Below are 17,438 nucleotides of genomic sequence, written 5' to 3' on the forward strand. Positions count from 1 at the left end.
GGGTAATTTACTTTTGAATATTAATTACTTCTTCTATCTGCGGAACGTATTTTTTTATCGTCATTTCTACCCCAGATTTTAAAGTCATTTGATTTACTGAACAACCCACACAAGCACCTTCTAATTGTACTTTTACCAAACGGTCGTCTTCAATCGCAACCAAAGAGATATCGCCCCCATCACTTTCTAAAAAAGGACGAATTTCGGCTAATGCCTTTTCTACATTAAGTTTTACTTCTTCGCTTGTCATTTACTTAGTTTTAACCGCACTACATCCAGCCATTGTGGTGATCTTAATCGCCTCGGTTGGAGGTAAGCTTTTGTTTCTGTTTACCGTTTCCTGAACCATATTTCTGGTAATCTCTTTAAAAGATTCCTCTAAAGGAGTTTCTTCCTGAAGTGCCGCAGGACGACCTATATCACCAGATTCTCTAAGGCTTTGCACCAAAGGAATTTCTCCTAAAAATGGCACCTTTAAATCATCAGAAAGGTTTTTAGCTCCCTGCTCTCCAAAAATATAATATTTATTATTCGGCAACTCCTGTGGGGTAAAGTACGCCATATTTTCAACAATACCCAGTACAGGTACGTTTATGCTTTCCTGCTGAAACATTGCTACACCTTTTTTAGCATCTGCCAAAGCAACATTTTGTGGTGTACTTACCACAACTGCTCCTGTTATTGGCAAAGATTGCATAATAGAAAGGTGAATATCTCCTGTTCCAGGAGGTAGATCTACTAAAAGAAAATCTAATTCTCCCCAGGCGGCATCAAAAATCATTTGATTTAATGCTTTCGCAGCCATAGGCCCTCTCCAGATCACGGCCTGGTTTGGCTTTGTGAAAAATCCGATAGAAAGAATTTTTACTCCGTAATTCTCTACAGGTTTCATTTTAGATTTCCCGTCAACATTTACAGATAAAGGTCGCTCTGCCGCTACATCGAACATAATTGGCACAGATGGCCCGTAAATATCGGCATCTAAAACTCCAACCTTAAAGCCCATTTTAGATAAAGTTACTGCTAAATTTGCTGTAACTGTAGATTTCCCAACACCACCTTTTCCTGATGCAACCGCAATTACATTCTTAATTCCAGGAATTGGTTTTCCTTTAATTTCAGGAGCTTTTTTCTCGGCTGCAGGTGCTTCAACTTTTATATTTACTTTCACTTTAGCTTTTTCGTAAACGTGCTCATGAATAGCTTTCATCACATCTACTTCAGCTCTCTTTTTTATATGAAGCGCTGGCGAGCTTAATACTAAATCTACAACAACCTCGTCTCCAAAGGTCATAACGTTCTGCAAAGCACCACCTTCTACCATGTTTTTGCCCTCACCGGCAACACTAATAGATTCTAATGCTTTGATTATTTCTTTTCTATCTAATTTCATAAAAATTTTTAGTCAGAATATCTTCTAATTAGATCGATTCTAAACGCAAATATACTTTGAAATGCTAAGAACACGAAGCATTTATAAAGAATTGATCTATTATATCATAAACACAAGTAATTCAGTTTTTCTGAATTGAAAACATTACAAATTTAGTGTAGCAAAAATCTAAAACCTTACAGAAAGATTTTTCTTAAAACTACGAATTCAACTCGATAATAGGATCCCAAAAAATAGCTTCAAAATTAAGGATTTTCAGCTCGTGAATTTGTACGCCTTCAGCTTCCAATAATTGCTGCATGGCATTAGAACCTCCAAAATGGCTTTTACCGGTAAGAATTCCGTTTCGATTTACTACTCGATGTGCAGGAACATCATCTCTATTTTTGGAAGCATTCATAGCCCATCCTACCATTCTAGCACTTTTAGCCGCACCAAGATACTTGGCGATAGCACCGTATGAAGTTACACGACCTTCAGGAATTTGCGCAGCCACATCGTAAACCCGTTCAAAAAAACCAGATTTATCTACCGCACTCATGAATTCAAAATTCTAACAATGGTAATCACCACTAGAACTGCCATTAAAGCAGCCATAAAATAATTGGAATATTTAGCGAATTTCTCTGCTTTCTTTTCAATTTTAATAAAGGAAAGTACATATAAATAAAGGCTGGTAAAACTACCCAAAGCAGCTGCGCTTGCAAAAGCTACAATTTTAAACCAGTTATAACTAACGCCAACACCTACATTAAACCCACCAGCAATGGCGCAGAAATAAGGAATAGGAAAAATATTTAATGCCGCGATGAGCATTCCCTTATACAAACTGCTATTTTCCTTTTTCTTGGAATGCGCCGGCATTCCTTTTTTCTTTTTTGCCTGAACAAAAAAATAAACCCCTAAAATAACGAATATCACTAAGGCAGCCCTTAGCATAATCTTTTGTACAAATTCGTGCTCAAAGATATATTTGGCCAGTAAAACTGCAACAAAAGCCTGAAGAAGAATCACAACCGAAGCTCCGATTGCTACGAGCATCCCATTTTTTTTACCACGCTCAATACAGGTTTTAGCCACAGTCATGTTCACTAAACCTGGCGGCAATACTCCGAAAAGCGCTGCAAAATAAACGATGAGAAAAATCTTAGCTTCTTCCAAAAACCCTTTATTTTATTCTAAATTTAATATACGTAATTGGTTTTCCTTTTTCAAGATACTGCTTTTCGTAGAAAGTTTGTATCCCAGTTACTTCTTTTGGCGCACCTTCGTTTTTATATACATGATGATTGGCATAAAGCACTTCGTGACCTTCGCCATGCAATAAACCTAAAGTATAACCATGCATAAATTCACTATCGGTCTTTAGATTTACAACACCATCTTGCTTCAATATCTTTTTATACTTCTGTAAAAACTCGGTATTCGTTAAACGATGCTTGGTTCTTTTATATTTTATCTGCGGATCTGGAAAAGTGATCCAAATTTCGCTTACTTCATTTTCAGCAAAAGCATAATCGATAAGTTCGATTTGGGTTCTTAGAAAACCAACATTATTTAAACCGGCTTCTATAGCTGTTTTGGCACCACGCCAAAAACGTGCTCCTTTTATATCGATTCCTATAAAATTCTTTTCTGGAAAAGCCTGCGCCAACCCAACACTATACTCGCCTTTACCACAACCCAATTCTAAAACGATTGGTTGATCGTTCTTAAAAAAGTTAGTATTCCATTTTCCTTTATACTGAAACTCAGCCTCGGTAAGATCTTCTCTTTTTGGCTGAATAACATTAGAAAATGTTTCGTTCTCTTTAAAACGCTTTAATTTATTCTTACTTCCCACAGACGAAATTTAATTTTCGGCAAATTTATAGAATTATATTTCAGTTTTTAGCAAAGTTAATGCTACAAATGTATAATTTCAGTCTTCAAACACAAGCTTTTAGAAAACTGAAATTGAGATTTAAACCTTTAGTGATGTTTTTTTAATCCCAAAAAATCGATTAAAGTACCTACAAATTTATATTTGTAAAATGCAAAAAAAGCGAATTTTAGTGGCAGTTTTAAATTGGGGTTTGGGTCATGCGACTCGATGCATCCCAATCATTAAAGCACTTCTAAAAAACTCTTATGAGCCTATTTTAGCATCAGATGGTGATGCTCTGCGATTGCTAAAAAAAGAATTTCCACATATTATTTGTGTTGAATTACCTTCTTATAATATTAAATATACTGAAGATCCTTCGAATCTAAAATGGAAACTACTTTTTGACAGCCCCAGAATCTTAAGTGTGATTAAGGCTGAAAAAAAAATGACCCAAAAAATTATCCAGGATTATCAAATTTCGGGTATCATTTCAGATAATCGCTGGGGCGTAAGAAATAAGAAGATAAAAAGCGTCTTTATCACGCATCAACTAAATGTGCTTTCAGGAAACACAACCTACTTCAGCAGTAAAATTCAGCAAAAATTTATTCAGAAATTTAACGAATGTTGGGTTCCTGATGTGCCCGGAAGCAAAAACCTAAGCGGCATACTTGGTCATTTAAAAGAAACGACTTCAGCAATAAAATATATTGGACCTTTAAGCCGAATTGAGAAGCGTTCCTGGCCAAAAGTCTATGATTATCTAATCATTCTATCTGGCCCAGAACCTCAACGCACATTTTTAGAACTTAAATTACTAAAGGTTTTTGAACATACTGTAGCTAAGATTCTATTTATTAGAGGTGTTTTTTCTTCGGAAGAAATTAGCCTGAAAAACCCCAATATCAACATTAGAAACCATCTTTATGGTGCGGTTTTACAGCAAGCCATGAATAGTTGCAACTATGTAATTGCTCGCTCGGGTTACACTACGATTATGGATCTTAGTAAAATTGAAGCGAAAGCTTTTTTTATTCCCACTCCCGGGCAATTTGAACAAGAATATCTTGCCGAGCGTTGTGAGAAACTCGGCATTGCTCCATTTTGTAAACAAGAAGAATTTTCTTTGGAAAAATTAAAGAATTTAGATGAATTTTCAGGCTTCAGTAGTTTCAGTTTCGAGCACTCTTTCCGGGATCTCTTTGCTCTTTTCGAGCGTGAATGAAAATTCACTTCCTACTCCAAAAACACTTTCTACATAAATCTTTTCGGTATGCGCTTCGATAATATGTTTAACGATAGATAAGCCTAATCCAGAGCCGCCTTCTTTACGCGATCCACTTTTATCTACGCGATAAAAACGTTCAAATAAACGTGGAATATTGTCTTTAGCAATCCCCTCACCATTATCGGTCACCCTAACAATAACTTTATTTTTGATAAGATTTTCGATACTAATTTCGGTTGTACCACCTTCTTTACCGTATTTAATAGAATTCACCACCAAATTGGTAATTACCTGCTGAATCCTTTCCTGATCGGCTCTTACCCATATTGCTTCCTGGTATTCCATATCGAAGGTCAGCGTTATATTCTTTTTCGCCGCCTTCATTTCCAACAGATCAAAGGAATTTTGAATCAGTTCTACAATATCAAAATCTTCGATATAAAGATGCAAATCACCTGTTTCTAATTTGGTGATCATATCGAGATCTTTTACGATATAAATAAGTCTTTCTACTCCTTTACTGGCGCGCTGTAGATACTTTTTACGCACAGTTTTGTCTTTCATCGCTCCATCCAGTAAAGTAAGAATATACCCCTGAACTGTAAAAAGTGGTGTTTTTAACTCATGAGAGACATTTCCCATAAACTCTTTACGGTAATTCTCTCTTACTTTAAGGGTTTCGATCTCCAGCTTTTTATTCTCTGCAAACTTTTCTACCTCTTTGGTGAGAGTTGCCATATCTGTGGTTACCTGATTGGGACTAAGCGTAGAGGAATCTAATAAAGATACATCATCGTAGATTTTCTTAATCCTTTTATAGATAAAATTCTCTACCCTATACTGTGTTGTAAAAAATGAAAAAGTATAGCAAACCACGGCAAAACCCAGTAGCGCCCACCAATGAAAATTCCCTGAAAAATAAGAAAAAGCAGTCCATAGACCGCTTAAAAATAAGGTAAGATATAAAGAGGTCTTTATTGCAAATGTGTAGGACTTCTTAAATTTTTTCGCCATTAAACTACAAACTTATAACCAACTCCTTTTACGGTTTTAAAGCTGTCGTCACCAATTTTTTCTCTTAATTTACGAATATGTACATCTATGGTACGTCCTCCAACAACAACTTCGTTACCCCAAACTTTATCCAGAATATCTTCTCTTTTAAAAACTTTTCCTGGTTTTGAAGCCAATAGTGAAAGTAATTCAAATTCTTTACGAGGCAAAATCATCTCCTCTTTATTCTTTACTACTTTATACTCATCTCTATTAATAACAATCTCTCCTACTTTTACAATATTAGAGGTTGCTTCTTCGTCTCTAAATCTTCTAAGTAAAGCTTTTACTTTACTAATTAAGACTTTCGGTTTTATGGGTTTTGTGATATAATCATCTGCTCCTGCATCAAAACCTGCCATTTGCGAATAGTCTTCACCTCTTGCTGTTAGAAAGGTAATAATGGTTTCGTCTAACTCTGGTATTTTACGCATTTGTTCACAAGCCTCTATCCCATCCATACCTGGCATCATTACATCCAGTATAATTAAATGTGGGGATTTCTTCTTAGCCACCTTTACCGCCTCTGCTCCATTATCAGCAGTGATTACCTGATAACCTTCAGCAGAAAGGTTGTAACCAACGATCTCCAGGATATCTGGTTCGTCATCTACCAGAAGGATACGGATGTCTTTTTTCTTCATTTTAATATAAATTTTAACAAATACGCGGTAAATGTAATTATTAATTTGAACCTACAATTTAAGCATTTATTTAGTAACCTTTACATAACACTAAAATGACAAAGCGTTAATTTGCGGTTAACACAAGCTTTACATAACGCCCTTTAATTTGCACTCAAGAATCAAACAAAGGGATGAATAAATTTTTAGTACTTATTGCATTTTTACTTACTACTATAGTAAATGCACAAGAAACAACAGGTTCTATCGCAGGAAAGCTTACCGATCGCGAGATGAACGGCGAACCATTACCGTTTGCCAATGTAACAATTAAAGGAACTTCTAAAGGAACAACATCAGATTACGATGGTCTTTATGTACTGGACAAAATTGAACCAGGAACATATACCGTTGTGTTTAGTTTTATAGGATACGAGACTTTAGAAATACCAAATGTACAGGTTGTTGCAGATAAAATTACTGAAATCAACACAGATCTAGGAGCCAGTGCAGCATCTTTAGATGAAGTTGTAATTACTACAGTTTCCAGAAGAGATAGTGAAGTTGCTTTATTACTAGAGCAAAAAGGAGCTATAGACATTAAAGAAAGTATCGGAGCTCAGGAATTAGCTAAACTAGGAGTTTCTGATGCCGGAACCGCAACTACAAAAATATCTGGGGTAACAAGTAGTGAAGCCTCTGGAGATATCTTTGTAAGAGGACTTGGAGATCGTTACTTATATTCTACTTTAAACGGCTTACCAATTCCTTCAGATGACGTAGAAAGAAAAAATATTGATTTAGGACTTTTTTCGACAAGAGTTTTAAACAGTATTGCGATTAGCAAAACATACTCTGCTAATACCTCTGCAGATCAGGCTTCAGGTAATGTAGATATTAGCACCAGAACTTTAAGAGGATCTGAAGAATTAAATGCAGGACTTCGTGTTGGAGTTAATACTAATGTAACCGGACAATTCGATTCATTTAAAGTATCACCAAACCAAAGTGATGCTACACTTGGGTTTTACAGCCAATCAATCCCTGTTGGACAGGCTATTGAATATCAAAGCTGGAATACACAAACTGCAGATCTACCGGTAAACAGAAGATTTGCACTTACAGCAGGTAAGAAATTTGGTGATAAATTCAAATTATTATTTACTGGTTCTATCTCTTCTAAATTTGAACATAGAAAAGGTATTTTTAGAGAATATAGAAGTAACCAACTTTACGACTATTTCTCTGACGTAGAAAATTTTGAAAAAACAGATAACACTACAGCGCTGCTAGATGCTACTTACGAGATTAATGATGATCACGAAGTAAAAGCTACCAGTTTATTTATAAACAAACTTACAGACCAGGTATACGAAAGTGGGCGCAATGGTGAAGGTGTAATCTTCGAAGAAACAGCTCCTGCAGAAGGTCTTAACCAGTTTGTTAGAGATCAAAATATTAAGCAAACAAGAATCCTGATTAATCAACTTCACGGTAAACATCGTTTTTTCGAGAATAACGAATTAGATTGGGGTGTTGGTCTAAACCTTGTAAATGCAGATGAGCCAAATCGTATTCGTAACGAAGTAAACTATGATGGTGAAGACTTTGTTCAATTAGGAAGAACAGGTGGTTTCCAACAACGTAAATCTGGACAAAAAATCGAGGATGTAGAGTTTAATGCTTTTGCTGAAGACCAGATTACTTTTGCTGAAAATGATAGCTTAAACCAAAATGTATATTTACAGGTTGGTGGTAACTTTAGAAATAAGGATCGTGATTTCCAGTCAAAATTTTACGGAGTTGAAGAAGATGGTTTAAACACCGTAAACCCTATTTCTATTGATGATTTTTCAAATGTATTTACTCCAGACAATTTTGATAATGGTGATGTAAGTCGTAACAACTTACCTACAGATCGATATGTTGCCAACCTAACTTCTTACGGCGGTTTTGCTACCTTCAATTATGGTAAAGGAAAATGGAATGTAAACTTAGGTGCAAGATTCCAAAGAGATGAACTTGATGTTAGATTTAGAGTAAACAACTATCCTTCTACAAGACCTCAATATTCTATAAAAGAATACGACAATATTTACCCTAGCTTAAATGTAAAGTTTTCTCCTAGCGAAAATTCTAATATTAGACTTGCTGCCAGTAAAACAATTACTTTACCAGAGTTTAAAGAAATTGCTCCTTTCGAGTATGTATCTCAAACAGGACAGGTTACACGTGGTAATCCTAACCTGGATGCTTCTACAAACTATAATTTAGATTTAAAATACGAATTCTTCCCAAGCAATGGGCAGCTAGTTTCGTTAACCGGATTCTACAAAAAGATAGAAGACCCTATTAACAAAGTTCAGGATAGAGGTGCTGCCGGAGTATTTAGTTACTTTAACGCTGGTGAGGAAGCAAATATCTACGGAATTGAACTAGAAACCAGAGTTGACATTATTGATTCTGAAGATGAAAATGCTATCGATTTTGGAGTTGGTTTTAATGCTTCTAGAATGTGGCACAAACAAGATCTTAAAGACGTTTATGAAGATGGTACTTTTATTAGAACTTTCCAATACAACAACAAAACCGAAGTAGGCTTACAAGGAGCGTCAGATTGGATTTTTAATGGATCCTTAAACTTTTCAACCGAAAATTCAGATAGAGCATTTAGAGGGTCTATCGTAGCAAATTACCAGTCTGATAAGATTTATGCCCTAGGTGCTCCTGAAGTTCAAACACAAACAGATGTTTTCTATAACGACGAGATTGTAGAAAAAGGATTTGTGACTTTAGATGCCATAATCAGTAAAAACTTTGGAGAAAACTGGTCAGTTCAATTTAGAGGACAAAACCTTTTAAATCCAGAAATAGAAAGATACCAGGCTGTTCGCCCTAGTACCACCGGAATTGAAGCCGATCAAACAGTAAGATCGTATTCTCGTGGGGCAGTTTTAAGCCTTGGTGTAGGATATTCATTCTAATAAATGACATAAAAATTAACTAAAACTCAAATTAGAAATTAATTAAACACTTATGAAAAACAAAACTAAAAATTTGTATCTAGTATTGTTTGCAATGTTTGCTTTAGGAATTACAAGCTGTAGCAATAACGACGATTTTCCACTAGATGACGACGGAGGTGAAAACCCTGAAGAACTAGACCCTTCTAACTGGCAGGGAACAATCGAAGATGATTTAACATTAGATGCAACTGAAACATATAATTTAAGCGGAGTAATTTCTGTTGAGGCTGGAGCAACTCTTACCATACCGGCAGGAACTCAAATCGTAGCAGATACTGATGATGACGATGATTCTTCAACTAACGTTTATATCGTTGTTCAGCAAGGAGCTATGATAGATATCCAGGGAACTTCTTCTGCTCCTGTTGTTATGAGTGCTGCAAGTGGTAACTCTGGTAGCTGGGGAGGTCTTATAATCGCTGGTAATGCTGTTACTACAGAAGGACCAAACTCTGTAGCAGAAGTTGGTGGTATTGTTTACGGTGGTAGCAATGCTGAAGACAACTCTGGTTCTATTAATTACTTAGTGATCGAAGATGCTGGTGCTCAAATTAACTCTGAGTCTCAGTTTAACGGTCTTTCACTTTACGCTGTAGGTTCAGCAACTACAATTAACAACGTTGCTATTAACAATGGAGCTGATGATGGTGTAGAATTCTTTGGTGGATCTGTTAGTGCAACTAATCTTTACTTAGAAAATAACGAAGATGACGCTGTAGACTGGACTGAAGGTTGGGACGGTGGCGTAGAGAATGTGTATGTACTTCACACTATCGAGAATTTCTCTACTGCAATCGAGGCTGATGGTCAAAACAATATGCCAACAATTACAAACTTTACTGCCGTTTCTACAACTGGAGGAATTGCTTTACAGTTTAAAGCATTATCTGGTGCTACAATTACTGGTTTATCTTTAAGTGGTTATGATACTACTGTAGATATTACTGAAACAGGAAGAACTGATCTTTCAGGAATTCAAATTGAAGGTGCAGATGCAGATGCAGACCTAGATTATAACGCTGAAGCTACTGTAGACGCTACAATGTTCGACTGGGTTGGAAATCGCGCTAATGTTGCTGTTTTACCAGGAACTATTGACAGTGACATGTCTTTAAATGCTTCTACAATGTACGTTATCAACGGAGTTGTTTCTGTTGAAAACGAAGCAACTTTAACTATTCCTGCAGGAACGCATATTACTGCAAGAACAGATGAAGATACAGATGGAACAAGTGTTTACATCGTAGTACAAAGAAATGCTATGATCGACATCCAGGGAACTGCTGAAAATCCAGTTGTTATGAACTCTACTTCTGGTAGCGCTGGTAGCTGGGGCGGACTTGTAATCGCAGGGAACGCAGTGTCTACAGATGGTGTTAACTTAATTGCCGAAGTTGGAGGTATTGTTTACGGTGGTGATGACCCTACAGATGATTCGGGCTCTATTTCTTACCTTATTTTATCTGATGCGGGAGCTTCAATTAATGCTGAATCTCAATACAACGGTCTTTCTTTATACACTGTTGGTTCTGGTACAACTATCGATAACGTAGCTATCTTAAACGGTGCAGATGACGGAGTTGAATTTTTTGGAGGATCTGTATTCGCTACAAATCTTTACTTAGAAAACAACGAAGATGATGCTGTAGACTGGACTGAAGGATGGGACGGTGGTGTAGAGAACGTTTATGTTTCTCACACAATCGAAAACTTCTCTACGGCTATCGAAGCTGATGGGCCAAACAATATGCCTACAATTAAAAACTTTACTGCCGTTTCTACAACTGGAGGAATTGCTTTACAGTTTAAAAAACAATCTGGAGCGGTAATCGAAGGATTATCATTAAGTGGTTATGCAACTATTATCGATCTTACTGAAGATGGTAGAACTTTAGCTGCTACAGATATTACAATAGAAGGTGTTGTTGCAGATTTAAATGCTGCTTACGATGCTGCTGCTACTGTAGACGTATCAATCTTTGATTGGGCTATGTAATCAACATAGAATATAAATTAGAAAAAGGGCTGCAATTGCAGCCCTTTTTTATTCCTAATCTGTTAAAAATAACCTAAATACATTTTATCGAATTAAGCAAATTTTAGGTATGATTTTTGATTTTTTATTGTAAGTTTGCAATAACCGACTAAGAAAGCATGAAACAAAATTATCTCTACAGTCTTATTTTGGGATTATTTTTACTGGTAGCTGCTCCTGCAACTGCTCAGGATGCTGATACGCGCATGCCAAAGAAAACAACTACAGAAACTATAGAAGGTCTTAGTCTTTATCCAAACCCAGTCTCTGGAGATAAAATTTACATTACAAGCACTAAAAATCTAGAAAAAGAGATCGAAATCTATAACGTTCTTGGAAAAGCCATTAAGAAAACTAAACTTCGTGGTAAAGAATTAGATATATCTTCGCTTGTTGCCGGTATTTACATCGTAAAAATAAAAGAGCAAAACGAGATCGCTACTCGTAAGCTTGTCGTTAAATGAAGAGGAGAGGCTTCGGCCCACGTCGATCATTATAAAGACAATATTCGCTATTATTCACATTAATTATTCCTGAAGATTTTATTCTTTTTAACTTTGCTCAAAATACCTTTTGCAAACCATAAGGCATTTGTTACAAAATTATTTTTCATTTCGAGATAAACTCTGGAACATTTAATCTCGATTATCCTGTAAAAATTGCAGACAATGCAGCAAAGCAAAATTTTTGATATTGAATCTGAAGATGATTTTTTAAAAATTAGTCTCGAAATCTTCCAATATCAATTTCAGAATAATAAAGTTTATCAGCGCTTTTGCCAACTCTTAAAGAAAACTCCAAAAAACGTTTCTCAACTAAGCGATATTCCATTTCTGCCAATCGAGTTTTTTAAAACTCATCATATTATTGCTGAAGATAATGAAATTAAACCTGCTGAAATCACTTTTACCAGCAGCGGAACCACCGGAAGCACTACAAGCAAGCATTTTGTAACCAATTTGGGCATTTACAAGGATAGTTTCAACAAAGCTTTTGAGCAATTTTATGGTCCGGCTGAAGACCTATGCATTTTAGCACTACTTCCATCCTATTTAGAACGCGAAGGTTCTTCTTTGATTTATATGGTAGAGCATCTTATTCAAAAAAGTGATCAAAAAGAAAGTGGCTTCTATTTAAACAATCTTGATGAACTGAAAGAAACCTTATTAAAACTCGATAAAAGCGGAAAAAAGGTCCTCTTGATCGGTGTTTCTTTTGCGCTTTTAGACCTTATCGAAAATCATCAATTTCAGCTAAAAAACACTATAATCATGGAAACCGGCGGAATGAAAGGTCGCCGCAAGGAAATGATAAGAGAAGAACTACACAGTATACTTTCTAAGGGCTTCGGAGTTTCTACAATTCATAGTGAATATGGCATGACAGAGTTGCTATCACAAGCCTATTCTAAAGGAAATGGGGTGTTTGATTGTCCACCTTGGATGAAGATCTTAATTAGAGATCCTGAAGATGCTTTTACTTCAGTTAAAAAAGGAAAAACCGGCGGGATAAATGTAATCGATCTGGCCAATATCAACTCCTGTTCATTTATTGCCACCCAGGATCTTGGGAAAATTAATAAAGACAATTCTATAGAAATTCTTGGAAGATTCGACAACAGCGATATTCGCGGTTGCAACCTTATGGTTTTATAATTTCAGCCTTTCTTTAAACGAGTGTTATTTTTATCAAAAAGCTGTAAGCACACTGAAAGATAACCGACTAATTTTTCACAGAATAGGAGAAGTCAAATGTATTCTGTAGCTAAGTGAAATTTTTTCATATTAGATTGGTTAGTTAGTTGAATCCCCTCTTGATAAATTCAGGAGGGGATTTTTAATATATAACTTTAGGCAACCACTAATATTAAAATTTCCGATACAAATATCAGATAAACTAAGTCTTTTTAAAGGACTAAGCCACTACTATTATATAAGTATTCTTTTTCCCTTTATTTAAGATCACATACTTATCATTAATAAGATCGTTAACGCCAATAGTATAATCTTCTGTAACCTTTTCTTTATTTACTGAAACCGAATTTTCTTTTAAGGCTCTTCTTGCCTCACCATTAGATTTTAAAAAATCGGTTTTAGCAGCTAAAGCACCAATCATATCTAAACCAGCTTCAACATCTGCTCTAGAAACCTCAGCTTGCGGCACACCCTCAAAAACATCTAAAAACGTAGCTTCATTTAAAGATTTTAGATCTTCAGCAGTACTTTTCCCGAATAAAACTTCAGAAGCTTTTACAGCATTATTATAATCATCTTCAGAATGCACCATTACCGTAACCTCTTTCGCCAATACTCTTTGTAATTCTCTCAAATGAGGTGCTTCCTGATGCTTTGCAATAAGCGCTGTAATCTCTTCTTTACTTAAAAATGTAAAGATTTTGATATATTTTTCAGCATCGGCATCACTGGTATTTAACCAGTACTGGTAAAATTTATAAGGCGAAGTTCTATTGGCATCTAACCAGATATTTCCACCTTCGGTCTTACCAAATTTTGTTCCATCAGCCTTCGTAATTAATGGGCAGGTAATTGCATAACCTTTACCATCGCCAATTCTACGAATCATTTCGGTTCCGGTAGTAATATTTCCCCACTGGTCGCTACCTCCCATTTGCAAAGTACATTTATGCTCTCTAAACAAATGAAGAAAATCGTAACCCTGCACTAACTGGTAAGTAAATTCAGTAAAAGACATCCCTTCAGATGCATCTGAAGATAAACGCTTTTTAACCGAATCTTTAGCCATCATATAGTTTACACTAATATGCTTCCCAACGTCACGAATAAATCCAAGAAAAGAAAAATCCTTCATCCAGTCGTAGTTATTCACTAAAACGGCAGTATTATCTTCAGCTCCTTCAAAATCCAAAAATCTTGAAAGCTGCTCTTTTATTGAATTTTCGTTATGTCTTAAAGTAGCTTCATCTAACAAATTACGCTCTGCAGATTTCCCTGATGGATCTCCAATCATTCCCGTTGCACCACCAACCAATGCATAAGGTTTGTGCCCTGCTAACTGAAAATGACGTAGCATCATTACGCCAACCAGGTGACCAATATGCAAAGAATCTGCCGTTGGATCTATCCCAACATAAGCAGCACGCATTTCTTCGTTTAGATGTTCTTCTGTGCCCGGCATCACATCGTGAATCATCCCGCGCCAGGTAAGCTCTTCAACAAAATTTTTGTTCATAATTAACAATTTGTTCTTAAAACAGCTGTAAAGATACCATTTACTCTTATTTTTCCTAAGTGCTTTAGCTATATTTACCACATGATTTTAGTTACAGGTGGTACCGGTTTAGTAGGCGCTCATTTACTTTTAAAACTGGCAGAACAAAGAAATAAGATAAGAGCGATTTATCGACCAGAAAGTGATTTGCATAAAACCTTAGAAGTTTTTTCGTATTATCACTCTAAAGATGAAGCTGAACGCCTTTTTAAACGAATAGAATGGGTTATTGCTGAAATTACAGATGTACCTCAGCTTAACGAAGCTTTTCAGGAAATCACTCAGGTTTATCATTGCGCCTCTTTGGTTTCTTTTAATCCTAAAGACGAAAAAGCACTTCGAAAAATTAATATTGAAGGAACTGCCAATATCGTAAACCTATGCATTGCCAATAAGATTGAGAAACTTTGCTATGTAAGTAGCATCGCAAGCTTAGGTAAGCCAATCATAAAATCTGAACCTACTACTGAAACGACCAATTGGAATCCTGAAGCAAATAATAGCGATTATGCCATCTCTAAATATGGTGCTGAAATTGAAGTTTGGCGCGCCTCACAGGAAGGTGTAAAAGTAATTATTGTAAATCCCGGAGTGATTATTGGCCCTGGTTTTTGGAATAAAGGAAGCGGACAATTATTTACTCGTATCCACAAAGGATTAAACTATCATTTTCCTAAAGTAACCGGTTTTGTTGGCGTAAAAGATGTTGTAAACGCTATGCTACAACTTATGTCTTCTGAAATTTATAACGAAGGCTTTATTTTGGTTTCTGAAAATCTTAGCTTCAGAGAAGTTTTAGAATCTACCGCTGAAAATATAAACAAACCAAAACCCCAAAAAGCTTTAAAGAAATGGATGATTTCTATTGGTTGGTTTATACAAAAAATAGCATCATTTTTTGGCTATAATCCTAGTATAACTAAAAGTGACATCTCAGGAATTTTCCAAAAATCGATTTATGATAACTCGAAAATAAAAAAGGAATTAAACTTTAAATTTACACCGGTTAGAAAGGTAATTGCAGAAACAGGAAAGCTTTTTCTAAAGGATTTAGACAGAAAAGAAAGTGCAAAAATTTAGTTTTCCTTCCCCTTTAAGGAATCTAAAACCTTACTATCTTGCTTTAAACTATCCAGTAGTTTCTTTCCTTCTATAGAAACTGAATCTATCTTAGTACTATCCACTTCAAGAGAATTTAACTGCTTTTTAAACTCTGGGCGAGACTTTTCTCTTTTAGCTTTATTGATAGAATCTTTTACTCGATTTTCTTCAGCAATTAATTCGTCAAAGTGAGTTTTTAATGACTGTAGCGAGTCTTTAACCTTGTCAAAAACTCGCTCGTAATCATCATATTTTTCAGTATAATAAGCATTGCTTTTTTCAAACTGAACACTATCTATAGCAAACTTATCATAGATATACTGGTCTGGTTTTATACCAGTTTGCTCCAACATTATTTTATTATAGTTTCTGGCAGCATTTACTATTGCCATTTCGGTAAGAATATCTACCATCTTATCCTCTGGAATAAGATTTTTAGGCTTGCCCATATGATTTACATCCTGGCAGGAAAGCCCAATAAAAACTATAAAAATAATGCTGTATTTAACCAATTTCATTATCTATCAAACTCCAATTGCTGTGCCACATTACTAAAAGGCTGGTGCTTAAAGTTCTTATATACCAAATGGCCGTTCACAAAAGTATGTGTGATTCTAGATTTAAACGTCACACCCTCAAAAGGAGACCAACCACATTTATATAAAATATTATCAGATTTTACCTGCCATGGTGCATTAAGATCTACCAAGACTAAATCTGCCTTATAACCTTCTCTAATATATCCTCTATCTTTTATATCGAATAATATTGCGGGATTATGACACATTTTTTCTACGATCTTCTCTAGAGAAATTTTCTCCTGGTGATAAAACTGTAACATTGCTGGTAATGCATGCTGCACTAAAGGCCCTCCACTAGGTGCTTTTGTATATGGATTTTGTTTTTCCTGTTTAGTATGCGGAGCATGATCTGTAGCTACTACATCCAAAAGATCATCATTAAGTGCTTTCATTAAAGCTTCCTGATCTTTCTGGGTTTTAACCGCAGGATTCCATTTAATAAAAGTTCCCTTTTTCTGGTAATCATTATCATTAAACCAAAGATGATGAATACAAACTTCTGCAGTAATCTTCTTGTCTTTTAGAGGCTTTTTATTGCTGAAAAGTTCTAATTCTTTAGCTGTAGATACATGAAAAACATGTAACCTTGCCCCGGTTTTTTTGGCCAGTTTTACAGCATTTGAAGAAGATTTATAACAAGCTTCTTCACTTCTTATCTTTGGATGAAGCTCGATAGGAATATCATCTCCATAACGCTCTACACATTCTTTTAAATTATTCTGAATTGTAGTTTCGTCTTCACAGTGCACGGCAATTAATAACGGAGATTTAGAGAAGATTTCCTCTAAAACTTTTTGATCATCTACCAGCATATTCCCGGTTGAAGAACCCAAAAACAACTTTAAAGCGGCTGTTTTTTTAGGATCTACTTTTAAAACCTCTTCCAGGTTATCGTTTGTACCACCAAACATAAATGAATAGTTAGCATAAGATTTCTCTGCAGCAGTAGCAAATTTCTTATCCAACTCTTCTATAGTAGTAGTTTGTGGCAATGTATTAGGCATTTCGATAAACGAGGTAATCCCACCTGCAACAGCTGCCCTACTTCCTCTTTCAATATCTTCCTTGTGGGTTAAACCAGGCTCTCTAAAATGTACCTGATCGTCGATAACCCCCGGCAAAAGATGTGTTCCTTCAGCATCAAATATCTGGACATCTGGAGATTTTGCACTTATAGTTTCTGCAATCTCTTTAATAATTCCATCTTCAATAAAAACATCACCTTCAGTAATCTTACCTTCATTTACGATTTTGGCGTTTTTAATCAGGACTTTTTTCATCA

General features: G+C 35.6%; 16 protein-coding genes. 6 read left to right on the top strand and 10 right to left on the bottom strand.

The annotated features are described in order from the left end of the window. Positions 1-7 precede the first annotated feature (7 nt). The 5 genes from IIF7_RS14170 to trmB all read right to left on the bottom strand — a co-directional run bounded on the left by IIF7_RS14170 (position 8) and on the right by trmB (position 3,236). Positions 8-250: a NifU family protein gene (locus IIF7_RS14170; RefSeq protein ID WP_084842358.1), complete on the bottom strand. Its 243-nt coding sequence runs from the start codon at positions 248-250 to the stop codon at positions 8-10. Beyond that, entirely contained in the window at positions 251-1,393 is a 1,143-nt protein-coding gene (locus IIF7_RS14175; protein ID WP_084842359.1) for an Mrp/NBP35 family ATP-binding protein, read from the bottom strand. Between the two features lie 199 nt (positions 1,394-1,592). After that, entirely contained in the window at positions 1,593-1,934 is a 342-nt protein-coding gene (locus IIF7_RS14180) for an MGMT family protein (protein WP_084842360.1), read from the bottom strand. After that, positions 1,931-2,554 carry a LysE family translocator gene (locus IIF7_RS14185; RefSeq protein WP_084842361.1) on the bottom strand — a complete coding sequence of 208 codons (624 nt, stop codon included), beginning with the start codon at positions 2,552-2,554 and terminating at the stop codon, positions 1,931-1,933. Before IIF7_RS14185 ends, IIF7_RS14180 begins: the two co-directional genes overlap by 4 nt. Before the next feature lie 7 nt (positions 2,555-2,561). Further along, complete coding sequence (gene trmB, locus IIF7_RS14190; RefSeq protein WP_084842362.1) at positions 2,562-3,236, bottom strand: tRNA (guanosine(46)-N7)-methyltransferase TrmB; 675 nt, start codon at positions 3,234-3,236, stop codon at positions 2,562-2,564. 190 nt (positions 3,237-3,426) lie between these two features. Between trmB and IIF7_RS14195 the strand changes: the two genes are divergently transcribed. Next, positions 3,427-4,485, top strand: a complete 1,059-nt coding sequence (locus tag IIF7_RS14195; RefSeq protein WP_084842363.1) for a glycosyltransferase — start codon at positions 3,427-3,429, stop codon at positions 4,483-4,485. Here the strand turns inward: IIF7_RS14195 and IIF7_RS14200 are convergent. Both IIF7_RS14200 and IIF7_RS14205 read right to left on the bottom strand, forming a co-directional pair. Beyond that, positions 4,417-5,502: a sensor histidine kinase gene (locus IIF7_RS14200; protein WP_084842364.1), complete on the bottom strand. Its 1,086-nt coding sequence runs from the start codon at positions 5,500-5,502 to the stop codon at positions 4,417-4,419. The genes IIF7_RS14195 and IIF7_RS14200 overlap by 69 nt on opposite strands. After that, the gene (locus IIF7_RS14205) at positions 5,502-6,185 is read right to left on the bottom strand and encodes a response regulator transcription factor (protein ID WP_084842365.1); all 684 of its coding nucleotides are present in this window, start codon (positions 6,183-6,185) and stop codon (positions 5,502-5,504) included. The genes IIF7_RS14200 and IIF7_RS14205 overlap by 1 nt, the downstream gene beginning before the upstream one ends. A gap of 173 nt (positions 6,186-6,358) precedes the next feature. Here IIF7_RS14205 and IIF7_RS14210 point away from each other — a divergent pair, with 173 nt between their 5' ends. The 4 genes from IIF7_RS14210 (at position 6,359) to IIF7_RS14225 (ending at position 12,880) form a co-directional block, all read left to right on the top strand. Beyond that, complete coding sequence (locus tag IIF7_RS14210) at positions 6,359-9,148, top strand: TonB-dependent receptor (RefSeq protein ID WP_084842366.1); 2,790 nt, start codon at positions 6,359-6,361, stop codon at positions 9,146-9,148. A 52-nt stretch (positions 9,149-9,200) separates the two neighbouring features. Continuing rightward, on the top strand, positions 9,201-11,186 hold the full coding sequence (locus IIF7_RS14215) for a hypothetical protein (RefSeq protein ID WP_084842367.1): 1,986 nt from the start codon (positions 9,201-9,203) through the stop codon (positions 11,184-11,186). A 158-nt stretch (positions 11,187-11,344) separates the two neighbouring features. Then, positions 11,345-11,689 carry a T9SS type A sorting domain-containing protein gene (locus IIF7_RS14220; protein ID WP_084842368.1) on the top strand — a complete coding sequence of 115 codons (345 nt, stop codon included), beginning with the start codon at positions 11,345-11,347 and terminating at the stop codon, positions 11,687-11,689. 204 nt (positions 11,690-11,893) lie between these two features. Further along, positions 11,894-12,880 (top strand): LuxE/PaaK family acyltransferase, encoded by a 987-nt coding sequence (locus IIF7_RS14225; RefSeq protein WP_084842369.1) that lies wholly within the window; start codon positions 11,894-11,896, stop codon positions 12,878-12,880. A 259-nt stretch (positions 12,881-13,139) separates the two neighbouring features. Here the strand turns inward: IIF7_RS14225 and tyrS are convergent, their stop codons facing one another. Continuing rightward, a complete protein-coding gene (tyrS, locus tag IIF7_RS14230; protein ID WP_084842472.1) occupies positions 13,140-14,435 on the bottom strand; it encodes a tyrosine--tRNA ligase in 1,296 nt (431 codons plus the stop codon). 81 nt (positions 14,436-14,516) lie between these two features. On the opposite strand from tyrS, the gene IIF7_RS14235 reads away from it, so the two are divergent. Further along, on the top strand, positions 14,517-15,554 hold the full coding sequence (locus IIF7_RS14235; RefSeq protein WP_084842370.1) for an NAD-dependent epimerase/dehydratase family protein: 1,038 nt from the start codon (positions 14,517-14,519) through the stop codon (positions 15,552-15,554). Here the strand turns inward: IIF7_RS14235 and IIF7_RS14240 are convergent. Both IIF7_RS14240 and IIF7_RS14245 read right to left on the bottom strand, forming a co-directional pair. Next, positions 15,551-16,093, bottom strand: a complete 543-nt coding sequence (locus IIF7_RS14240; RefSeq protein ID WP_084842371.1) for a DUF4296 domain-containing protein — start codon at positions 16,091-16,093, stop codon at positions 15,551-15,553. The two genes, IIF7_RS14235 and IIF7_RS14240, sit on opposite strands and share 4 nt — an antisense overlap. Next, positions 16,093-17,436, bottom strand: coding sequence for a dihydroorotase (locus IIF7_RS14245; RefSeq protein WP_084842372.1), 1,344 nt, complete (start codon positions 17,434-17,436; stop codon positions 16,093-16,095). The genes IIF7_RS14240 and IIF7_RS14245 overlap by 1 nt, the downstream gene beginning before the upstream one ends. Positions 17,437-17,438: the final 2 nt, after the last annotated feature.

This window comes from Zunongwangia atlantica 22II14-10F7 (genome assembly GCF_002094855.1).
GTDB classification, from domain to species: Bacteria; Bacteroidota; Bacteroidia; order Flavobacteriales; family Flavobacteriaceae; genus Zunongwangia; species Zunongwangia atlantica.

What these genes read in the sequence shown, in the direction of transcription:
- IIF7_RS14220 (WP_084842368.1), top strand. Translation starts at nt 11,345, where the DNA reads ATGAAACAAAATTATCTCTACAGTCTTATTTTGGGATTATTTTTACTG.
- IIF7_RS14195 (WP_084842363.1), top strand. Translation starts at nt 3,427, where the DNA reads ATGCAAAAAAAGCGAATTTTAGTGGCAGTTTTAAATTGGGGTTTGGGT.
- IIF7_RS14205 (WP_084842365.1), bottom strand. Translation starts at nt 6,185, where the DNA reads ATGAAGAAAAAAGACATCCGTATCCTTCTGGTAGATGACGAACCAGAT.
- IIF7_RS14210 (WP_084842366.1), top strand. Translation starts at nt 6,359, where the DNA reads ATGAATAAATTTTTAGTACTTATTGCATTTTTACTTACTACTATAGTA.
- IIF7_RS14170 (WP_084842358.1), bottom strand. Translation starts at nt 250, where the DNA reads ATGACAAGCGAAGAAGTAAAACTTAATGTAGAAAAGGCATTAGCCGAA.
- tyrS (WP_084842472.1), bottom strand. Translation starts at nt 14,435, where the DNA reads ATGAACAAAAATTTTGTTGAAGAGCTTACCTGGCGCGGGATGATTCAC.
- IIF7_RS14240 (WP_084842371.1), bottom strand. Translation starts at nt 16,093, where the DNA reads ATGAAATTGGTTAAATACAGCATTATTTTTATAGTTTTTATTGGGCTT.
- IIF7_RS14225 (WP_084842369.1), top strand. Translation starts at nt 11,894, where the DNA reads ATGCAGCAAAGCAAAATTTTTGATATTGAATCTGAAGATGATTTTTTA.
- IIF7_RS14180 (WP_084842360.1), bottom strand. Translation starts at nt 1,934, where the DNA reads ATGAGTGCGGTAGATAAATCTGGTTTTTTTGAACGGGTTTACGATGTG.
- IIF7_RS14200 (WP_084842364.1), bottom strand. Translation starts at nt 5,502, where the DNA reads ATGGCGAAAAAATTTAAGAAGTCCTACACATTTGCAATAAAGACCTCT.
- IIF7_RS14245 (WP_084842372.1), bottom strand. Translation starts at nt 17,436, where the DNA reads ATGAAAAAAGTCCTGATTAAAAACGCCAAAATCGTAAATGAAGGTAAG.
- IIF7_RS14235 (WP_084842370.1), top strand. Translation starts at nt 14,517, where the DNA reads ATGATTTTAGTTACAGGTGGTACCGGTTTAGTAGGCGCTCATTTACTT.
- IIF7_RS14175 (WP_084842359.1), bottom strand. Translation starts at nt 1,393, where the DNA reads ATGAAATTAGATAGAAAAGAAATAATCAAAGCATTAGAATCTATTAGT.
- IIF7_RS14215 (WP_084842367.1), top strand. Translation starts at nt 9,201, where the DNA reads ATGAAAAACAAAACTAAAAATTTGTATCTAGTATTGTTTGCAATGTTT.